Here is a 19,782-nt window from a genome sequence, read left to right as displayed (position 1 = left end):
CCGGTCGTGATGGTTGACCCTGCGCCGGCCGGACCGTTTGAGTGGCCTTCCCGCGCCCCGCCCCGGGACGCGCCCCGCTGCCGAACGCCGGAGTGCGCACATGCCTCTTGCCCTGCCGCCGGAGGACCGGGACCGCTCCCCCTTCACCGGCTGGACGCGCGACCACTGGGTGGCCCTCGCGGAACGCCTGCTCGGCGCCCTCGCCCCGCACCGCTCCCCGGGCGGGGCGCTGATCGCCCTACCGGGGCCGGCCAGCCGCTACGGCCGCACCTCGGACGGCCTGGAGGGTTTCGCGCGCACCTTCCTGACGGCCGGTTTCCTGGTGGCGGGCAACCGCGGCGCCGGGGCCGAGCGGATCATGGAGCCGTTCGCCCGGGGCCTGGCCGCCGGCACCGACCGGCGTTCCCCGGACGCCTGGCCGCGGCCCGACGAGCTCGACCAGGCCAAGGTCGAGGCCGCCTCGATCGCCCTGGCCCTGCAGCTCACCCGCCCCTGGCTGTGGGACCGGCTCGACGACGGCGTCCGGGAGCGCACCGTCGACTGGCTCGCCTCGGTGATCGGCCAGCAGTACCCGCCGATCAACTGGGTGTGGTTCCGCATCGTCGTCGAGTCCTTCCTGCGCGAGGTCGGCGGTCCGTACTCGACCGCCGACCTCCGGGGCGACCTCGCGGTGCACGCCACGTTCCACCGCCCCGGCGGCTGGCTCAGCGACGGCGCGGAGCGCTCCTACGACCACTACACCGGCTGGGCGTTGCACCTGTACCCGCTGCTGTGGACCTCGGTCTTCGACGTCCCCGAGGACCTGTGCCCCGGGCCGGTGCGCGAGCGGTGGCGCCAGGACCTCGGGCAGTACCTGGACGACGCCGTCCGCCTGATCGGATCGAACGGCTCCCCGCTGCTGCAGGGCCGCAGCCTGACCTACCGCTTCGCCGCGGCCGCCCCGTTCTGGACGGGCGCGCTGGCCGGCGCCGGCAGCCTCTCCCCCGGCCTGATCCGACGCGCCGCCGGCGGCATGGTGCGGCACTTCACCGACCGGGGCGCCTTCGAACCCGACGGGCTGCTCACCCTGGGCTGGCACCGGCCGTGGCCCGCCATCCGGCAGTCCTACTCCGGGTCCGGGTCGCCGTACTGGGCGTCCAAGGGCCTGCTCGGCCTGCTGCTCCCCGCCGAGCACCCGGTGTGGACGGCCGTCGAGGAACCGCTTCCCGGCGAGCGCGCCCCGGTGGCCCGCGTGATCGCCGCCCCCGGCTGGCTGCTGTCCTCCCGCCCGGCCGACGGCATCGCGGTGGTCCTCAACCACGGCACCGACCACGCCCTGCCCGGCGACACGAGCGCGGACTCCCCTTTGTACGCCCGGCTCGGCTACTCCACCGCCACCCTCCCGCCGCTGACCGGCGCCACCGTCTCCGACCCGGTCGACAACAGCGTCGTGGTGCTCGACGCCGACGACCGGGCCACCCACCGCACCGGTTTCACCACCCTGTTCACCCAGGACCTGCCGCACGGTGTGCTCGCCGCGGCCTCCCGCGGCCGGGTCCGCTGGGTCGACACCTCCCAGGACACCTCGCCCGACCACGGCTCCGGCCGCCGCGGCCCCGTCCGCCCGGGTCCCGTCCTGACCGTGGCGTCGATCGTGCGCGGGGGCGTCGAGGTACGACTCGCCCGCCTCGACCTGCCGCCCGGCGTCGACGCCCCCGACCCGGACTGGCACGCGGTGCGCCTGGGCGGCTGGCCGATCGCCGGCGACCGGGCCCCCGCCACCCGCACCGATGCCACCCAGCACGCCGAGGCCGCCGCGCCGCGACTGCACTCGCGCCTGTGGGGCCTGCACGGTTTCGTCCGGGCCGGCGTGCACGCCGAGCAGGGCACCAGCCCGCTGGGCGAACAGGTCGCCGTCCCCTGGCTGGCCACCGCCTCCCCCGCGCCGGTCGGCGAACTCCTGGCCGCCGTGGTCGTCCTCGACCGGGGCGGCGACCAGGCCCTACCCCGGCTGGAGGTCCTGCCCCCCGCACAGGGGCACCAGCGCACCACCGTCGTCTGGGCCGACGGCCTCTCGACGGAACTCACCCTGCCCGTCGCACCATGACCCGCCCCTTCCCCCACGACCGATCGCAGGAGGGGAACACCATGGAGCAGCGACGGGCAGCGCCCGGCGAGCCCCCGATCCGCGGCCTCGCAGCCCTGCTGGATGCCGCCGCCCCGGCCCCGGACGCGCTGGCAGCGCTGCTGCGCGGCACCGCAGGGCGCCTGGACGTCCCCGACGTGACGGACAGAGACGTCTGGGACCGCGTCCCCGACAAGGTTCGCTTGCCGCTGCTCGCCGCGGCCGCCGCCGAACTCGGCCGTCCCGCACCCCGGTTGCTCGCCTCCCAGTGGGCGCGCTCGTTCCGCGACGGCGTCCGCACCGCGTACGAGGACGGGGCCCGACGGCTGCGCGAACGCACCACCGTGCTGGCGCTCGCGGCCGTCCTGACCGGCGAGAGCGCGCCCGCGCACGAACCCACCGACGCCTGCCCGCACCTGGACGCCGCGTGCGACGGACTGGTGCTGCTCGCCGAGACCACCACCTGGTGCTGGGCGCCGCACGACCGCGGGGCGCAGCAGCGGGGCGAGGTGATCGGCGATCCCGGCGAACCGTTCCTCGACCTGGGCGCCGCCGAGACGGCGCTGCTGTACGCCTGGGCCGACCACGCCCTCGGCCCGCACCTCGACCTGCGGATGCCCGGCCTGCGGCGCCGCCTGCGGGACGAAGTCGACCGGCGGGTCCTCTCCCCGTTCCTGCGGCGCCGCGACTGGTGGTGGCTCGCCCTCGACACCAGGGCGGACAACTGGAACCCGTGGATCCACGGAGCGGTGCTGACCTGTGCCCTGCTCTTCGAGGACGACGAGCACCGGCGCGCCGGCATCGTCCGCTCGGTCGCCGCCGGTCTGGACCGCTATCTCGCGTCGCTGCCGGACGACGGGGGCATCGACGAGGGCGTCGCCTACTGGTGGCACGGCGCGGCCCGGTTCCTGGAGGCGCTGGACCTGCTGGCGCAGGCCGGCGGCAGCGCCCTCGACGCCGCCGACCTGCCGGTCCTCCCCGCTCTCCTCGCGTACCCGCAGCGCATGCACCTCGGCGACCGGTGGTTCGTCAACACCGGTGACGCCTCCGCCCGCCTGCCGTCGGACCAGCCGTGGCACGTCCTGTTCCGCTGGGCCCGGCGGCTCGACCGACCCGACAGCGCCGCGTTCGCCCTCGACCGCGCCCGGCACGGCGCCGCGGCCGTCGTGCCGGCCGCCGGCCTGGGGCGGGCCCTGGCCTCGCTCGCCGACCCCGCGTGGCTGGCTGCCGCCACCGCCGACCCGGAGCCCGCCGGCCCCAAGCCGTGGCTGTCGTCGGCGAGTTGGCTGCCCAGGACGCAGGTCATGGTCGCGCGGGAGAACACCGGGAGCACCGATGGCCTGACCGTGGCGGTGAAGGCCGGCAGCAACGGGGAGCACCACAACCACCTGGACGTCGGCAGCTACTGGGTAGCGCTCGACGGAATCCCCGTGGTCGTCGACCTGGGCCAACCCACGTACACCGCCCACAGCTTCGGCCCCCGGCGCTACGAAGCCTGGCCGCTGCGCAGCTCCTGGCACAACCTGCCCGACCTCGGTCCCGGCCAGCAGCCCGGGGGCGAGTACCGCGCCCGGGCTGTGGCCGTTGACGGCACGGCGTTGCGGGCCGACCTCGCCGGCGCCTACCCCGCGGGGACCGTGGGGCGCTGGGTCCGCACCGTACGCCTGGAACGGGCCGCCGGAGGCCGGGCCGCCCACGTCGTCGTCGAGGAGCGCTGGGAGGACTGCACGGTCCCGGTGCTGCTGCGCCACGTGCTGCACGGACAGGTCGAGTGCGGCGAGGGCCTGGCGACCGTCACGACCGCCCGCGGCGGGACCCTCCGGATGCGCTGGGATCGGACCCTGGCCACCGCCGCAGTCGAGTACCGCACACTGAACGACCCGCTTCTGCAACGCAGTTGGGGCGACCGGGTGGTCCGGCTCACCCTCACTCTCACCCACCCGGATGCCACCGGCGCCTTCGCCGTGCGCTGGGAGCGGTGACGTCACGGGCCGACGTACCGGCCCACGGGATCGGAGGATTCATGCAACCCGCACCGGACGGCAGCCGACTCGGCGACGTGCTGGTCTACACCCGCACCACGGCCTACCGCCACGACTCCATCCCCGCAGGTGTGGCGGCGATGCGCGAGCTGGGCGAGGAACACGGCTTCACGATCGAGCCGAGCGAGGACCCGTCGGTGTTCACCCCGGCGTCGCTGAACGGGCGCAGCGCGGTGGTGTTCCTGTCCACCAGCGGCGAGGTGCTCACCGACGCCGGCCGGAACGCCCTGCGGCACTGGGTGGACGCGGGCGGCGGTTTCATGGGCGTGCACTCGGCGGCCTGCACGGAGTACGGCTGGCCGTACTACGGGGAGTTGATCGGTGCGCGCTTCGCGGGACACCCGCCGGTGCAAACCGGCGTGGTGGTCGTGGAGGACGCCGCCCATCCCAGCACGGCACACCTCGGCAGCCGCTGGGCGTGGCAGGACGAGTGGTACGACTTCCGCAGCAACCCGCGCCCGGGCGTGCGGGTGCTGGCCTCCGCCGACGAGAACAGCTACACGGGCGGCGCGATGGGCCCGGACCATCCGCTGGCCTGGTGCCGGGACCAGGAACGCGGCAGGGTCTTCTACACGGCGCTCGGCCACTGCGCCTCCTCGTACAGCGACGCCGCCTTCCGCACCCACCTGCTAGGCGGCCTGTCCTGGGTGAGCACCGACGGCATCCGGACGGAATGAGCGTTTCCAGCACGGACGCCGACCGGGTGGCATCGGCAGGCGGCGCGACGGGCGGGGCCCTCCGGCGGCCGACCGAGACGTCTGACGTCTCAACCCGGTTGCCGAAGGGCCCCGCTGGTTGTCCATCCTGTACTACTGGACCTGCCACAGCCGCACGCACATGAGAGCCCGAACCACCGGCAGCGCCGCTCGCGGCAACCCCCACCATCCCTCTCGATCAAGGTTGAGAACCCGTCAGGGAGTAACGGGCGGGAAGATCCACACCAAAGCGGCGAGAGGGCAGAAAGTAACTATCACCGCAGCTCAGCGGGCCCGCCCGCGCGGTTTCAGCGGTGTGGCGGGCAGCGGCGGGGCGGACAGCCGGGGGCCGTCGTAGCCGTGCACCTCGCCGAACCGCTCCCCCTCCTCCCAGTCGGCGCGGGCCCGGGCGATCTCCTCGTGGGAGCGGCCGATGAAGTTCCACCACATGACGAGGCGTTCCTCGAAGGGCTCGCCGCCCAGGAGCAGCAGGGCGGCGTCGGTGCGGGCGCGGAGCGGGAGTTCGCGGCGGCCGCAGCCGAGGTGGAGGAGCGAGCCGGGTTCGACCAGGACGCCGTCGACGTCGACGGCGCCGCTCATGGCGAGGACGGCGTACTCGAAGTCCGGGTCGAGGGGGAGGCGGTGGGCGGCGCCCTCGCGCAGGGTGAGGTCGGCGCCGGTGAGGGCGGTGTGGGTGGTGCCGGGCGAGGTGGCGCCGTCGAGGGTGCCGAGGATGAGGTGGGCGTGCAGGCCGTCGGCGGTGACGACGGGCAGCTCGGGGTGGTACTCGAAGGCGGGCACGGCGTGCCGGTGGGCATCGGGGAGCGCGACCCAGAGCTGGGCGCCGTGCAACAGCGGCGCGTGCTCGCGCGGGGATTCCTCGGAGTGGGAGATGGCCCGGCCGGAGGTCATCAGGCCGAGTTCGCGGGGGCGCACGGTCTGCAGGCTGCCGAGGCTGTCCCGGTGCAGGACGCTCCCCTCGTGCAGCCAACTGACGGTCTGCAGGCCCATGTGGGGGTGCGGCGGGACCTGCATGCCCGGTTCGTCGGCGATGTCGTCGGGACCGTAGTGGTCGACGAAGCACCAGGCGCCGACCATCCGGCGGCCGAGGTTGGGCAGCAGCCGCCGGACCACGGTGGATTCGCCGAGCGGGACGTGCCGTCCCGGCAGCAGGTCCTTGACGGGGCCGGTGGCGGCCTGGCGTCCGCAGACGGCCGGGGCGGGTTTCCGGTCGAGGTTGCTCATGGCCGCCAGTATCGGCCGGACCGGCCGCCGCCCCGCGCTGCGACGAACCGCGCGTCGCCCGGAACCCCGCCCCGCCCCCCGTCCCGTCGGCCCCCGCCCCACCCCGTCCCGCCCGCCCTCAGTGCTTGCACGCCCACCAGGCTTCGGCGCTCGCCGCCTCCGCCTGGGCCCGCAGCGCCCGGACGGCCTCCACCGGGTCGGCCGCGCCGTACACTGCCGAGCCGGCCACGAACACGTCCGCGCCGGCCTCGGCGCAGGCCTCGATGGTGGCGGAGGCGACGCCGCCGTCCACCTGGAGCCACAGGTCGAGGCCGTGCTTGTCGATCAGCTGCCGGGTGCGGCGGATCTTGGGGAGCATGATGTCGAGGAACGCCTGGCCGCCGAAGCCGGGTTCGACCGTCATGATCAGCACCATGTCGAGCTCGGGCAGCAGGTCCTCGTACGGCTCGATCGGGGTGGCGGGGCGCAGCGCCATCGAGGCGCGGGCGCCCTTGGCGCGGATCTCCCGGGCGAGGCGGACGGGGGCGGCGGCGGCCTCGACGTGGAAGGTGACGGAGCCGGCGCCGGCCTCGACGTACTGCGGGGCCCAGCGGTCGGGCTGTTCGATCATCAGGTGGCAGTCGAGGGGGGTGTCGCTGGCGCGGGCCAGTGACTCGACGATCGGCACGCCCAGCGTGAGGTTGGGGACGAAGTGGTTGTCCATCACGTCGACGTGCAGCCAGTCCGCGCCGCGCACCGCCTCGGCCTCGTCGGCGAGGCGGGCGAAGTCAGCGGACAGGATGCTGGGGTTGATCTGCGCCATGGCGAGGGTACCTTCACGACTCGGTGCGGGCGGCCGGTGCGACCGCTGTCGACCATCATCCCCCGTGGCCCCGGCGCCCCTTCCGACCCCCTGCCCGTCGGGTCGCCGGCCGGTCCGCCGGGCCGGGTCGCCCGGCCGTTCGGTGCCGTTCGGTGCCGTTCGGTTCCGTTCAACGGAAGAGTTCACACGCCCGAAACACTTGCCCTTCCCGGCGTCGTCCCGCTCTGGCAGGCTCCCAGAGCAAGCGGAACCACGCTGCTCGACCCTCACCGAAAGGCGTCCCGATGACTCAGGTCGTCCACCCCGCGCGTGCCCTCTGGTGGCTCTTCGAACCCGTCCACGCACTCACCTACTTCTCCCCCGAGGCCCGCGCCGCGTACGAGGCGGCGGGGCTGCGCGGGTACTGGCGCGGCTACTTCGGCGGGCGTTCGGCGCCGCTGGGGGCGGTGGACTCGGCGCCGGTGGTGGCCGCGTTCTTCAACTTCGCGCCGCAGATGGTCGAACGGGCGCTGCCGGAGGTCTGGACCCTGGTGAGCCCGGAGCAGGCGCTGGAAGCCCGGGTCGCGGGTGCGACGGGCGCGCTGCGGCGCGTCCTGGCGGACGTGAAGCCGGACCTGATCGACCGCTCGGTGGAGTTGCTGGAACGGGCCGTCGACGGGCTGGACTGTTGTGGGCGCGTGCTGGCCGCCGCGAACGCCGACCTCCCCCGCCCGGACGACCGCCTGGCCCGCCTGTGGCAGGCCACCACCGTGCTGCGCGAGCACCGGGGCGACGGCCACGTCGCCGCCCTGGTCGCCGAGGGCCTCGACGGCTGCGAGGCCCTCGTGGTCCGCTGCGCCCTCGACATCCGCCGCGAGACGCTGCAGCCGCACCGCGGCTGGAGCGACACCGAGTGGGACGAGGCCACCGCCCGCCTGATCGACCGCCAGTGGCTCGCCCCGGACGGCTCGCTGACCCTCCAGGGCCGCCGCCGCCACCTCGCCCTGGAGTCCGCCACCGACCTCGCCGCCTCCCGGGTCTGGACCCACTTCCACCGCTCCGAGCTGGACGAACTCCTCACCGCCCTGCGCCCGATCTCCGACGCCTGCCGCGCCGACCTCCCCCCGAGCACCCCGATCGGCCTCCCCAACGCGGCCTGACACCCCGCCCGCGCAGCGCGGCCGACCACCGCGGGAGTGACACCCCCGGAGGCCGGCCGCCTTCCGTTCCCGGCCGCCTCCCGTTCCCGGCCGGACGGGGCGACCCCCGTACGGCGTCAGTACGGAGGCGGGCCGAGGACGACGCCGCGGCCGGAGTAGAAACGGTCGAGGTCGACCCAGGGGACGCGGGCGGCGCGCTGGGAGCCGTCGGGGAAGCCGGACGGGTTGTGGATCCGCAGCGCCTCGTCGTCGGCGCCGACGGCCAGCACCAAGTGCCCTCCGGTGCGTGGGACTTCGGGGGCGAGGGTGCGGATGCCGGGGTGCACCGAGAGCATCGGGAGCCGCCCCTCGGCGAGTTCGGCGGCGATCCGCTCGGCGGGCAGCTGGGCGACCGCCTCGGCGTGCAGGCCCCAGCGGGTGCGGGCGTACGCGGCGAACGGGGCGTGGATCAGGCCGTCGAGCCGCCCGTCGGGGTGCCGGACGTACGCCCCTGCCTGCTGGCACTCCTCGGCGAGGCGGACGGCCGCGGGGGCGACACCCCACCAGTGGTCGAGCACCATCCGCAGGCAGGCCATCCCGCACAGCCGCCACGACCAGTACTCGTACTCGTCCTCGTCGGCGGCGCCGGAGCGCTCCCACAGCGGGTCGTCGGCGGCCCGCAGCGTGCCGTCCAGGATGTCGGGCACGAGTTCGGGCGACTCCCACTGGGAGTAGTAGGGCACCTGATGGCTGATCGGCTTCACCCGGTCATCCTGACGCACTTTCGCCCGGATCCCCCGGAGCCCCGTCCACGACACCGGGAGCCGCCGCCCGGGAGCCGCCGCCCGGGAGCCGCCGCCCGGGAGCCGCCGCCCACTGGTCCGCCGGTGATCGCCGCCGACCCGTTCCCGCAGTATCGTCCGTACCCGCACCCCGCACCCCGCGCCCCGCGCCCCGCGAATGGAGAGCAGCCTTGGCCGCCGTCCGTCCCGAACCCGTCGAGCCGTCGGACACCCGGCTGCGGCTGGACACCGTGGCCGAACTCGCCGAAGCCCCCGCACCGGCAGGAGAAGGCGCGGTGACGGGGCCGGTGGTGAACCTGTGGCGGGCGGGCCTGGACGTCGTACCGGCGGAGGTGTGGGGCCGCACGGACGCCGAGGTGCTGATCCTGGCGGACAACCGGTTGGCCGAGGTCCCGGACGCCATCGGCGACTTCACCCGGCTGCGGACGCTCGACCTGGGGCACAACGCGCTCACCGCCGTCCCCGACCGGATCGGCGACCTGACCGGCCTGTCCGACTTCCTCTACCTGCACGACAACCGGCTGACCGCGCTGCCCGCCGCCCTCGGCCGCCTGCACCGGCTGCGCTACCTCAACGTCGGCGACAACCCGCTCACCGAACTACCGGATACCATCTGCGACTTGACCGGCCTGCTCGAACTGCGCGCACAGGGCTGCCGGTTGGCCCGCCTCCCGCACCGGATCGGCGGCCTGTCCCGGCTGCGCGAGCTGCGGCTGCGCGGCAACTCCCTGTCCGAACTGCCCGATTCGCTGACCGGCCTGCGCGAACTGCGCTGCCTGGAACTGCGCGGCAACCGGCTGGAACGCCTGCCCCGCCCCCTGGCCGCGCTGCCGCTGCTGCGTGAACTCGACCTGCGCGGCAACCCGTTGGCGGAAGTGCCGACCTGGCTGGCCGAACTCCCGTCCCTGGAGAAGCTGGACCTGCGCTGGACCCCGGAACCGCCCGCCCGGCACCTGGTCGACGTCCTCGAACGGCGCGGCTGCGCCGTGTACTTCTAGGAGCCGACCGACCGAGGCGCGGGCGGGCCCGAGCCCGCTCAGTCGGTCCAGCGCACGACGAGGGCGGCGGCCAGCGCGACCGCGACGGCCACCACCCGGAAGCCGGAGTCCATCGCGGCGCTGAGGGCCGCGGCCGAGGCACCGGAGCCGACGGCGTGGGCGCCGAGCGCGGTGCCCATCGCCGCGACACCGACGGCGCTGCCCACTTCGCGGGCGGCGCCGTTGAGGCCGGAACCGGTACCGGCCCGGTCGGCGGGCAGCGCGGCCATGATGCCGCCGGACAGCGGGGGAAGCGCCAGGCCGACGCCGGCCAGGGCGAGCGCCGGGCAGAGGACGTACAGGACGTAGGGGGTGCGGGCGTCGACGAGGGAGAAGGCACCGAGGCCGCCCACCAGCCCGGCGAAGCCGAGTGCGACCACCCGCTTCGCGCCCCAGCGCTCCACCAGCCGACCGGAGGACCGCGAGGCCAGCGCCATGGCGACGGCGATCGGCGCGATGGCGCAGCCCGCCAGGGCGAGGGAGTAGCCGTGGGCGAGCGTCAGGTACTGGGCGTTGACGTAGAACATGGCGAACGCCCCGGCGAAGGCCACCGCCACCCCGATCGTGCCGGCCCGTACCGGGCGGAGGGCGAACACCCGCGGGTCCAGGAGCGGGTGTTCGCGGCGCAGCGCCACCCGGACGTACACCGCCGTGATCACCGCCGCGGCGGCGAAGGAGCCGAGCACCCAGGCGGAGGTCCAGCCGCGTTCGCGGCCCTCGATCAGACCGTGGACCAGGGCGACGATCGCCGCGGCCAGCAGCACCGAGCCGGGCGCGTCCAGCGGAACGGCGCGTCGGGGCGTCCGGGGCACACGCAGCGCGGAGACCGGCAGGAGCAGCGCCCCGGCCGTGCCGAACACCAGGAACAGCCCCTGCCAGGGCAGGAGTCCGAGCACGACGCCGCCGACCACGTTGCCGAGGATGCCGCCGACGGCGAGCGACGCCGTCCAGGTCGCGACGGCCGCCGGGCGGCCGGCCCGCGGGACGACGAGCATCAGCAGCCCGAGGGTGACGGGCAGGGCGAGGGCGGCGCCCACACCGGCGGCCAGCCGGCCGGCGATCAGCAGCGGTACGCTCCCGGCGCAGGCCGCAAGCAGGTTGCCGCCGGCGAACAGGCCCAGCCCCGCCAGCAGGACGCCCTTGCGCCCGAGCCGGTCGGCCAGTGCTCCGCCGGGAACGAGCAGGCAGGCGAAGGCGACCAGGTACGCGTCCACGATCCACACCAGCGCGGTCGGGCCGGGGTGCAGGCCGCTGCGCGCGATCGAGGGCACCGCGAGGTTCATCGCGGCGGCCATGGCCTGCAGCGTTCCCGCGCACAGGGACATCAGGGCGACGGTCGCCCCGGGTCGCGGCGGCCTCGCGGCCGCCCGTTCGGCGTGCTCGGCGTGTTCTGCGTGTTCTGCGTTCCCGGCGTGCTCGGCGGGTGGGTGCTGGGTCTTCATCGTGTCCCCTCCAGGTCGTGGACCTCATCCGGGAGAGACGCTAGGAGCGGACGCTCATGACGACAAATGCACCTCCTGCACGAGTAGAGTGCGCCGGACGCAATTCTCCAGCTGGGAAGGGGTTCCATGGGTGCCACGGCCCGGGACGTCGACTTGAACCTGCTCACCGCGCTCGACGTCCTGCTCGACGAGTGCTCGGTCTCGGCCGCCGCCGACCGGCTCGGTCTCTCCGCGCCCGCGATGAGCCGGACGCTGGCCCGGATCCGCACCGCGTTCGCCGATCCGATCCTGGTCCGTTCCGGGCAGTCGATGGTGCCGACCCCGCGCGCCGAGGCGGTGCACGCGGAGGTGAAGGCCGTCCTGGAGCGCTCGCGCGCGCTGTTCGCCCGGGACCGCCCGGTGGACCCGGCCCGGCTGGAGCGGACGTTCACCGTCGTCGCCAACGACCTGCTCGCCGGCGCCCTCGCCGACCGCCTCCTGCCGCGCCTGCGCCGGAGCGCGCCGGAAGTGACCGTCGTCCTGCTCTCCGAGGGCCCGTACCCCGACGAGTCGGTCCTGCGCGAGGGGAAGGCCGACCTGGAGGTCCGGGTGATCACCTCCCCCGCGCCGGAGACCCGCGTCGAGCCGCTGCTGGTCGACGAGATGGCCACCGCCGTCCGGCCCGGGCACCCGCTCACCCGCGGCCCCCTCACCCCGGCCGCGCTCGCGGGCGCGCTGCACGTGGTCCCGTCCCGGCGCGGCCGCCTGCGGGGCCCGCTCGACGACGCGCTGGAGGCCGTCGGGCTGCGGCGCCGGGTGGTGGCGGCGATGCCGGGCTTCGCCGCCGCGCTCCAACTCGTCGTCGGCTCCGACCTGGTGAGCCAGGTCCCGGCCCGCACCGGCGCACCCCTGGTCGCCGCCCTCGGCCTGACCGTGCTGCCGATCCCGCTGCCCCTGCCCCCCATCGACATCTCCATGGGCTGGCACCCCCGCCACGACAACGACCCGGCCCAGCACTGGTTCCGCCACGAGGTCCGCTCCGCCCTCGCCGGCCTCGCCCCGGCGGCCCCGGTCACACCCGGCGGTCACGGCGGGCCGCGCGGTGGGCGACTCCCTTCGGGACGGCCTTGTTGAGCGAGCGCAGGGCCAGCAGCAGGACGCCGAGGTCGTCGAGCAGGACCGGATCGGGCAGCAGGTCCACCGGGAAGACCAGGTAGACGATCGCCGCCCAGAACAGCGCCTTCTTCGACATCGGGATGCCCGTGTCGGCCAACAGCCGCCTGGTGCGCACCAGTTTGACCACCAGCACGACCGCCGCGGCCAGCGTCGCCACCAAGAACACCGCGGCAGCGGTCCACAGCAGCGCGCTCGTCCCCTCACCCATTCGTCCACCTCTTCCAGCGTTCCTGCCGGTCCCGTCGACATGTGTCTGCCCCGCTTCGGGCCGAGTGCTCCTCCCGGCCGCGGAAAGTCGACGAGCGGGCGAGACGGAGGCGCCCGGAGCCCGGTGCCGGCCGGACGGGACCGGGCGGGCGGGCGGGCGGGCGGGCGGGCGCCAACGGCCGGACGGGTCAGCGGCGGTGGCGGTGCGTCAGGACGGCATGGGTGGCCAGGCCCAGCAGGAGGCCCCAGAACGGGGCGCCGATGCCGAACAGGGTCATGCCGGAGGCGGTGGCCAGGAAGGTGACCACCGCCCCGTCGCGGCCCCGCTCCTCCGCGACCGCGGCGGCCAGGCTGCCCTGGAAGGAGGCCAGCAGGGCGACGCCGGCGATCACCGCGATCAGGGCGTGCGGCAGGCCGGTGAACAGGCTGACCAGGACGCCGCCGAAGCTGCCGACCAGCAGGTAGAGCACGCCCGCGGACATGCCGGCCACGTACCGCCGGCGGGGGTCGGGGTGGCTCTCGGGGCTGGTGCAGATCGCGGCGGTGATCGCCGCCAGGTTGACGCCCGGCGAGCCGAACGGGGCGAGCAGCACCGACAGGCCGCCGGTGGCGCCGACCAGCAGCCGGTCGTCGGGCTCGTAGCCGGAGGCCCGCATGATGCCGAGGCCGGGGGCGTTCTGCGAGGCCAGCGCGACGATGGTGAGCGGCAGCGCCAGGCCGACGGCGGCGGGCCAGGAGAACGCGGGGGTGGTCCAGACGGGGTGGGTGGGGCCGCCGGAGCCGAGGTGCAGCGGGAGTCCGACGGTGGCGGCGGCCAGCAGCGCGCCCGCGAGCAGTGCCAGCGGGACGGCGTAGCGCGGCAGCAGGCGCTTGGCCAGCAGGAAGACGGTGAAGCTGCCCAGCACCAGGGCGGGGGCGGCGCGCAGTTCGGCGAAGATGCCCGCGCCGAAGGCGAACAGGATGCCGGCCAGCATGGCGTTGACGATGCCGGTCGGGACCGCCCTGATCAGCCGTCCGAACAGGCCGGTCACGCCGAACAGCGCGACGGCGGCCGAGCTGAGCAGGAACGCCCCGACCGCCTCCGGGTAGGGGTGGGCGCCGAGGCTGCCGATCAGCAGCGCCGCGCCCGGGGTCGACCAGGCGGTGATCACGGGGGTGCGGGTCCACCAGCTCAGCAGCAGGCAGGTCAGTCCGCTGCCGATCGACACCGCCCAGATCCAGGAGGCGGTGTGCGCCTCGTCCAGGTGCCCGGCGGCGGCCGCGGCGAGCACGACGACCAGCGGACCGGAGAAGGAGACGGCGATGCACACCAGGCCGGCCAGCAGGGCGGGCAGCGAGGCGTCCCTGCGCAGCGAGGGCCGGCCCGGCGGCTGGGCCGGGGACTCCGGCGGGGCGGGGGACTCCGGCGGGGCGGGGGACTCGAACGGGGCGGGCCCGACCGGAGCGGCGGTCCGATGATCTGACATGGCAGCAGTATCCCGTCGCCCCGACCCGCGGGCGGGCCGTCCGGCCGGGAAGACCCGGGGGACGGCCCGCCCGAAGGCGGTCTCACCAGGCGTAGTGCTCCGGCGCGGTGCGGTAGCCGGGGAAGATCTCGTCCAGCCGCTCCAGCGCCTTGGCGTCCAACTGCACGTCCAACGACCGGACGGCGGCGGTGAGTTGCTCCTCGGTGCGGGGGCCGATGATCGGGGCGGTGACGGCCGGGCGGGTGCGCAGCCAGGCGAGCGCGACGTCGCCGGGCTCGTGGCCGAGCTCCTCGCACAGGTCCTCGTACGCCTGGATCTGCTCGCGGCGCTCGTTCAGGGTCTCCAGCGCGCGGCCCGACGCGCGGCGGACGCCCTCGCGCTCCTTGCGCAGGACGCCGCCGAGCAGGCCGCCGTGCAGCGGGGACCACGGGATCAGGCCGAGGCCGTAGTGCTGGGCGGCGGGGACCACCTCCAGCTCGACGCTGCGCTCGATCAGGTTGTACAGCGACTGCTCGCTGGTCAGGCCGAGGAAGTTGCGCGCCTTGGCGGTCTCCTGGGCCTGGGCGAGGTGCCAGCCGGCGAAGTTGGAGGAGCCGACGTAGATGATCTTGCCCTGGAGGGTGAGCACCTCCATGGCCTGCCAGATCTCGTCCCAGGGGGTGTCCCGGTCGACGTGGTGCATCTGGTACAGGTCGATGTGGTCGGTCTGCAGGCGGTGCAGGCTGGCGTCCACGGCGCGGCGGATGTTGAGCGCGGAGAGCTTGCCCTCGTTGGGCCAGTCGCCCATGTCCCCGTACAGCTTGGTGGCGATCACGGTCTTCTCGCGCCGACCGCCGCCCTTGGCGAACCAGTTGCCGATGATGCTCTCGGTGAGGCCCCTGTTCTCGCCCCAGCCGTAGACGTTGGCGGTGTCGAAGAAGTTGATGCCGTGCTCGTGCGCGGCGTCCATGATCCGGTGCGCGTCGGCCTCCACGGTGTGCGGGCCGAAGTTCATGGTGCCCAGGCAGAGCGGGGAGACGGACAGGCCGGTGCGGCCGAGGTGGGTGTACTCCATGGATCCCACCTTCTGCCGCACCGGCCCGCTTGTCCAGTACCGGTCCGCCCGTCGGGCTCCCGCCGCCCCACCGCCCCGAGCGGGCGAACTTCCGTACGGCACGCGGCTCGGCGAGCGCGACCGGCAGGGCGCGCCGGCCCGGGACGGCGGCCACCGGGTGCTGCGCGGGCCGGGCGCCGCCGGGCGCCGACCGGTTGCCGAACAGCCGCCGTCCCGGGCGCCGCCTTCGAACGCGGCCCGCAGCGCCTGACCACCGCACCCGCCGAAGCGAACCGACGGAGCGTCGGCCGGACGCGGGACAGGGCGCGCTCAACCACCGCTGCCGCTCGCAGACGGCGGGATCCACCGGCACCCGCGGGTCCACCGCCCGCGCGCACCAGCCGCACCGCAGCGCGGCCCGCGCCCCCGCAGCCCGCAGCCCGCAGCCGCGACACCGTCCGCCCGGCCTCGTGGAACGGCCACCGCCCCGGCAGGTCGGCCGGCAGCTCCGCGAGCCGCCGACTCGACTCCCACAGGCTCCACGGAACGGCGCTCCGCACCACCCGGTACACCTCGATCCGGCGCTCGCCGACCGCGGTGACCACCACCGTGGACTCCGGCTCCTCCGACACCTGCCCGCCCCCGGTCCCCCCGGTCCCCCGGTCCCCGTACCGTCAGGCGGTCCGCCGCAGCAGCGCCAGGTACATCGCGTCCGTCCCGTGCAGGTGCGGCCACAGCTGGACGTCCGGCCCCTCGCCGAGGTCGGGGACGCCGGGCAGCAGCGGGCGGGCGTCGACCCACTCCACGTCCTCCCGGCCGCGCAGCACGTCGTCGACCACGGCCCGGGTCTCCGCCAGGTGCGGCGAGCAGGTCGCGTAGCCGACCACGCCGCCGATCCGCGCCGCGTCCAGCGCCGAACGGAGCAACTCCCGCTGCAGCGGCCCGAATCCGGCGATGTCCTCGGGGCGCCGGCGCCACCGCGCCTCCGGGCGGCGGCGCAGCGCGCCCAGGCCCGAGCACGGCACGTCGACCAGCACGCGGTCGAACGCCCCGTTCTCCCAGGCGCCGCGCGTCCCGTCGGCGGTGATGACGGCGTACGGGCCGGGGTTGCCGTCCAGCGCGCGGGCCACCAGCCGGGCCCGGTGCTGCTGCTTCTCGGAGGCGACCAGCGCCGCGCCGCGCTCCGCGGCGACCGCGCCCAGCAGCGCGGCCTTGCCGCCGGGGCCGGCGCAGCCGTCCAGCCAGAGCCGGTCGGGGCCGTCCAGCGGCGCGTTGGCGAGGGCCAGCGCGACCAGCTGGCTGCCCTCGTCCTGCACGCCGGCCCGGTTCTCCCGCACCGCGTCCACCCCGGCCGGGTCGCCGCCGTCGGTGAGCCGCAGCGCGTACGGCGACCAGCGGCCGTCCTCGACCTCGGGCAGCGCCTCGCGCAGCTCGGCGACCGAGGAGCGCCCCGGCCGGGCCACCAGCGTCACCTCGGGGCGGGCGTTGTCGGCCTCCAGCAGCCGCTCCATCGCCTGCCGCCCGCTCGCCTCCGGCTGCCAGCGGCCCAGCGCGTCCCAGAGCGAGGAGACCACCCAGCGCGGGTGCGAGTGGACGACGGCCAGGTGGTCCTCGGCGTCGTCCTCGTACGGCGGGGCGACCTGGGCGAGCCAGCCCTCCAGGTCCTGGGCGCTGATCTTGCGCAGCACCGCGTTGACGAACTTGGCGCGGCCGTCGCCGAGCACCGCCCGGGCCAGTTCGACGGTCGCGGAGACCGCGGCGTGGCTGGGGATGCGGGTGCCGAGCAGCTGGTGCGCGCCCAGCGAGAGGACGTCCAGCACCGGCGGGTCGACCTCGCGCAGCGGGCGGTCCACGCAGGCGGCGATGACCGCGTCGTAGGTGCCCTGGCCGCGCAGCGTGCCGTACACCAGCTCGGTGGCGAGCGCGGCGTCGCGGCGCTCCATCCCCTTGCGCTCGGCCTCGCGCAGCAGCGACGGCAGGATCAGGTTGGCGTACGCGTCGCGCTCGTCGACGGCGCGCAGCGCGCGGAACGCGACGATCCGGGCCGGGTCCTTCTTGGGGCGGCGGTGCGGGCGGGGGGCGCGCTTCGCGCCGGCGGGGGTGCTCAAAACGGGTGCCTCGAAACCAAAGGTGCTGCGGATCAGGTCCGACCCGACGAGGGGTCTCCCCCAAGTCTAGGCCGAACCCCCCGCGCGCCCGCCCGCGGCGGCCCTCAGCCCTCGAAGCGCTCCCCGGACTCGATCCGGGCGCCGCGCGCCCAGTCCGCGGCCGGCATCGCCTTCTTGCCCTGCGGGCGGACTTCGCCGAGCTCCACCTCGTGGCTGCCGGTGCCGACCCGGACGCTGTTCTTGGCGACCGCCAACTCGCCCGGCGCCAGGGCGGTTTCGCCCGGCAGCAGGCGGACGGGGCCGGTGACCTTGAGCCGCTCGCCGCGGAAGGTGGTCCAGGCGCCGGGCGCGGGCGCGCAGCCGCGCACCACCCGGTCGACCCGCAGCGCGGGGTGGGTCCACTCGATCCGGGCGTCCTCGACGGTCAGCTTGGGCGCCAGCGAGACCCCGGTGAGCGGCTGCGGCTCGGGGCGGGCCTGCCCGTCCTCGATCGCGTCCATGGTGCGCACCAGCAGTTCGGCGCCCGCGTGCGCGAGCCGGCCGAGCAGGTCACCGCTGGTGTCGGTGGGCTTGACGGTCTCGGTGAGGACGCCGAACACCGGCCCGGAGTCCAGGCCCTCCTCGATCCGGAAGGTCGACGCGCCGGTCACCTCGTCGCCCGCCATCACCGCGTGCTGCACGGGCGCGGCGCCGCGCCACGCGGGCAGCAGCGAGAAGTGCAGGTTGACCCAGCCGTGCACCGGGATCTCCAGCGCCCCGGGCCGGATCAGCGCGCCGTACGCCACCACGGGGCAGCAGTCCGGGGCGATCTCGGCCAGCCGGGCCATGAACTCCGGCTCGCTCGGCCGGGCGGGCTTGAGCACCTCGATGCCCGCCTCCTCGGCGCGCTGCGCGACCGGGCTGGCCACCAGCTTGCGCCCGCGCCCGGCCGGCGCGTCGGGGCGGGTCACCACGGCGACCACCTCGTGCCGGGAGGCCAGCAGGGCGTCCAGGGCGGGAACGGCGACCTCGGGGGTGCCGGCGAAGACGAGACGCACGGGCTGGGGCCTTTCACTGGGTTCGAGCGGTCGGAACGTCGGACGGTCGCAACCTCGTACGACCGGAGGGCGGGCGGCGGAGCCGTCAGCGGATCGGCCCGAAGGTGGAGTGCGGCGAGACCCGCACCGTCGGCGCGGGGCCGCCGCCCCAGTCCGCCTCCCGGATCGCCTTCATCGCCGCCTTCCGGGTCTCCCGGTCCAGCCGGTCGATGAAGATGATCCCGTCCAGGTGGTCCGTCTCGTGCTGGATGCACCGCGCCATCAGCCGGGTGCCCTCCACCGTCACCGGGTCCCCGTGCATGTTGACGCCCCTGGCGACGACGCCGTACGCCCGCTTGGTGTCGAAGCGCAGGCCCGGCAGCGACAGGCAGCCCTCGGGGCCGTCCTGCTCCTCCTCGCTGAGCGACAGGTCCGGGTTGATCAGGTGGCCCACCACACCGTCCACGTTGTACGTGAACACCCGCAGCGAGACGCCCAGTTGCGGCGCCGCCAGCCCGGCCCCGGGGGCCTCCAGCATGGTGTCGGTGAGGTCCTTCACCAGTCTCCGCAGCTCCTTGTCGAAGACTGTCACCGGCTTCGCGGTCGCCCGCAGCACCGGGTCGCCGAAGATCCGGATCGGCTGAACTGCCAAGACTGCGACTCCCTCTGCACCCGACGCGGCCGCCGGGAAACGACGGCCTCCGGGAAGTCTATGCAATCCCCGCCGCCCGTTCGGAGCGGCCACTGGCATATCCCGAGTCGCACTCCACGCGTTACCCAACGACCCGACGGGCGTTGGTCAATGCGAATTGACCGGGACGCGCGAGCGCCCCGAGCACGCGACCCGACCGAGAGGTGGCAACGAGGCCATGGCCGAGCAGATCAACCACGACGCCCGGGCCCGGGCGTCCCTGCACCTGCTGGTGCGGGACATCGAGCGGGTCCGCCGCCAGGTCGACGCCCTGCGCACGCTCACCGCCCAACTGGGCAACGTCTACCGCCCCCGCCGCCCCAGCACCTCCGCCGGCTTCGTGGTCTACGGCCGCGCACCCGCCCCGACCGTCCGCCTCGCCCAGGAACTGCGCGAGAGCGTCGAGACCCTGGTCGCCGCCGCCGTCGAGTTCGACCGGGCCCTCGGCTTCTCCTGGGACTCCGTCGGCTCCGCGCTCGGCGTCACCAAGCAGGCCGTGCACCGCCGCTACGGCATGCGCCGCCCGACCGGCGAACTGCTGCCCTCCCCCCGCGAGACCGACGCCCCCGCGGCCCCGCCGCCCGTCCCCGCCGCTTCCACCGCGACCGTCCCCGCCACCGTCCCGACGGCCACCACAGCCACCACAGCCACGGCCACGGCCACGGCCACCGCCACCGCGGCGCCCGCCCGCCCGCCGATCCCGCAGGCCCGTCAGGCCAGCCCGCTGATGCCCCAGCGCACCCGCTGAGTCCTCGGCGCGAGCACGTCCGGGGGCGCGGGGAACCGCACGGCCGACCGAGCACACCCAGCCGGATCGC

17 protein-coding genes are annotated in these 19,782 nt (G+C 75.3%); 7 read left to right on the top strand and 10 right to left on the bottom strand.

All coding sequences use genetic code 11. The annotated features are described in order from the left end of the window. Positions 1–100 precede the first annotated feature (100 nt). The 3 genes from OO48_RS00665 to OO48_RS00655 are packed head-to-tail and all read left to right on the top strand — an operon-like array spanning position 101 to position 4,823. Complete coding sequence (locus OO48_RS00665; protein WP_033211686.1) at positions 101–2,086, top strand: DUF2264 domain-containing protein; 1,986 nt, start codon at positions 101–103, stop codon at positions 2,084–2,086. A gap of 41 nt (positions 2,087–2,127) precedes the next feature. After that, positions 2,128–4,086 carry a heparinase gene (locus tag OO48_RS00660; RefSeq protein WP_209439407.1) on the top strand — a complete coding sequence of 653 codons (1,959 nt, stop codon included), beginning with the start codon at positions 2,128–2,130 and terminating at the stop codon, positions 4,084–4,086. A gap of 41 nt (positions 4,087–4,127) precedes the next feature. Beyond that, positions 4,128–4,823: a ThuA domain-containing protein gene (locus tag OO48_RS00655; RefSeq protein WP_033211684.1), complete on the top strand. Its 696-nt coding sequence runs from the start codon at positions 4,128–4,130 to the stop codon at positions 4,821–4,823. A gap of 303 nt (positions 4,824–5,126) precedes the next feature. On the opposite strand, the gene OO48_RS00650 is transcribed toward OO48_RS00655, so the two are convergent. Both OO48_RS00650 and rpe read right to left on the bottom strand, forming a co-directional pair. Continuing rightward, the gene (locus tag OO48_RS00650; RefSeq protein ID WP_033211682.1) at positions 5,127–6,086 is read right to left on the bottom strand and encodes a pirin family protein; all 960 of its coding nucleotides are present in this window, start codon (positions 6,084–6,086) and stop codon (positions 5,127–5,129) included. A gap of 118 nt (positions 6,087–6,204) precedes the next feature. Beyond that, positions 6,205–6,888 (bottom strand): ribulose-phosphate 3-epimerase, encoded by a 684-nt coding sequence (rpe, locus tag OO48_RS00645; RefSeq protein ID WP_033211680.1) that lies wholly within the window; start codon positions 6,886–6,888, stop codon positions 6,205–6,207. Positions 6,889–7,172: 284 nt separating this feature from the next. Here rpe and OO48_RS00640 point away from each other — a divergent pair, with 284 nt between their 5' ends. Then, positions 7,173–8,027, top strand: coding sequence for an SCO6745 family protein (locus OO48_RS00640; RefSeq protein ID WP_033211838.1), 855 nt, complete (start codon positions 7,173–7,175; stop codon positions 8,025–8,027). Positions 8,028–8,143: 116 nt separating this feature from the next. On the opposite strand, the gene OO48_RS00635 is transcribed toward OO48_RS00640, so the two are convergent. Then, entirely contained in the window at positions 8,144–8,770 is a 627-nt protein-coding gene (locus OO48_RS00635; RefSeq protein WP_245194462.1) for a C39 family peptidase, read from the bottom strand. 329 nt (positions 8,771–9,099) lie between these two features. Between OO48_RS00635 and OO48_RS00630 the strand changes: the two genes are divergently transcribed. After that, entirely contained in the window at positions 9,100–9,807 is a 708-nt protein-coding gene (locus OO48_RS00630; protein WP_033211836.1) for a leucine-rich repeat domain-containing protein, read from the top strand. Positions 9,808–9,845: 38 nt separating this feature from the next. Here the strand turns inward: OO48_RS00630 and OO48_RS00625 are convergent, their stop codons facing one another. Continuing rightward, positions 9,846–11,288 carry an MFS transporter gene (locus tag OO48_RS00625; protein ID WP_081951829.1) on the bottom strand — a complete coding sequence of 481 codons (1,443 nt, stop codon included), beginning with the start codon at positions 11,286–11,288 and terminating at the stop codon, positions 9,846–9,848. Positions 11,289–11,414: 126 nt separating this feature from the next. Here OO48_RS00625 and OO48_RS00620 point away from each other — a divergent pair, with 126 nt between their 5' ends. Beyond that, positions 11,415–12,401 (top strand): LysR family transcriptional regulator, encoded by a 987-nt coding sequence (locus OO48_RS00620; protein ID WP_033211676.1) that lies wholly within the window; start codon positions 11,415–11,417, stop codon positions 12,399–12,401. Here OO48_RS00620 and OO48_RS00615 read toward each other — a convergent pair. The 6 genes from OO48_RS00615 to def form a co-directional block, all read right to left on the bottom strand. Beyond that, a complete protein-coding gene (locus OO48_RS00615; protein WP_033211674.1) occupies positions 12,340–12,651 on the bottom strand; it encodes a DUF1232 domain-containing protein in 312 nt (103 codons plus the stop codon). The two genes, OO48_RS00620 and OO48_RS00615, sit on opposite strands and share 62 nt — an antisense overlap. Before the next feature lie 187 nt (positions 12,652–12,838). Continuing rightward, complete coding sequence (locus OO48_RS00610) at positions 12,839–14,116, bottom strand: benzoate/H(+) symporter BenE family transporter (RefSeq protein WP_081951828.1); 1,278 nt, start codon at positions 14,114–14,116, stop codon at positions 12,839–12,841. Positions 14,117–14,198: 82 nt separating this feature from the next. Next, complete coding sequence (locus OO48_RS00605; RefSeq protein ID WP_033211671.1) at positions 14,199–15,170, bottom strand: aldo/keto reductase; 972 nt, start codon at positions 15,168–15,170, stop codon at positions 14,199–14,201. A gap of 653 nt (positions 15,171–15,823) precedes the next feature. Next, positions 15,824–17,257 (bottom strand): RsmB/NOP family class I SAM-dependent RNA methyltransferase, encoded by a 1,434-nt coding sequence (locus OO48_RS00600; RefSeq protein ID WP_033211669.1) that lies wholly within the window; start codon positions 17,255–17,257, stop codon positions 15,824–15,826. 104 nt (positions 17,258–17,361) lie between these two features. Continuing rightward, a complete protein-coding gene (gene fmt, locus OO48_RS00595) occupies positions 17,362–18,294 on the bottom strand; it encodes a methionyl-tRNA formyltransferase (protein ID WP_033211668.1) in 933 nt (310 codons plus the stop codon). Positions 18,295–18,379: 85 nt separating this feature from the next. Next, positions 18,380–18,925 (bottom strand): peptide deformylase, encoded by a 546-nt coding sequence (gene def / locus OO48_RS00590; RefSeq protein ID WP_033211667.1) that lies wholly within the window; start codon positions 18,923–18,925, stop codon positions 18,380–18,382. Positions 18,926–19,142: 217 nt separating this feature from the next. On the opposite strand from def, the gene OO48_RS00585 reads away from it, so the two are divergent. After that, positions 19,143–19,712 (top strand): hypothetical protein, encoded by a 570-nt coding sequence (locus tag OO48_RS00585; protein ID WP_063830588.1) that lies wholly within the window; start codon positions 19,143–19,145, stop codon positions 19,710–19,712. The last annotated feature ends 70 nt before the right edge of the window (positions 19,713–19,782 follow it).

It is taken from the genome of Kitasatospora phosalacinea (assembly GCF_000716545.1).
In the GTDB taxonomy this organism is placed as follows: Bacteria; Actinomycetota; Actinomycetes; order Streptomycetales; family Streptomycetaceae; genus Kitasatospora; species Kitasatospora phosalacinea.
The sequence above is the reverse complement of the archived record's forward strand: the minus strand, read 5'-3'. Positions and strand labels throughout refer to the sequence as shown.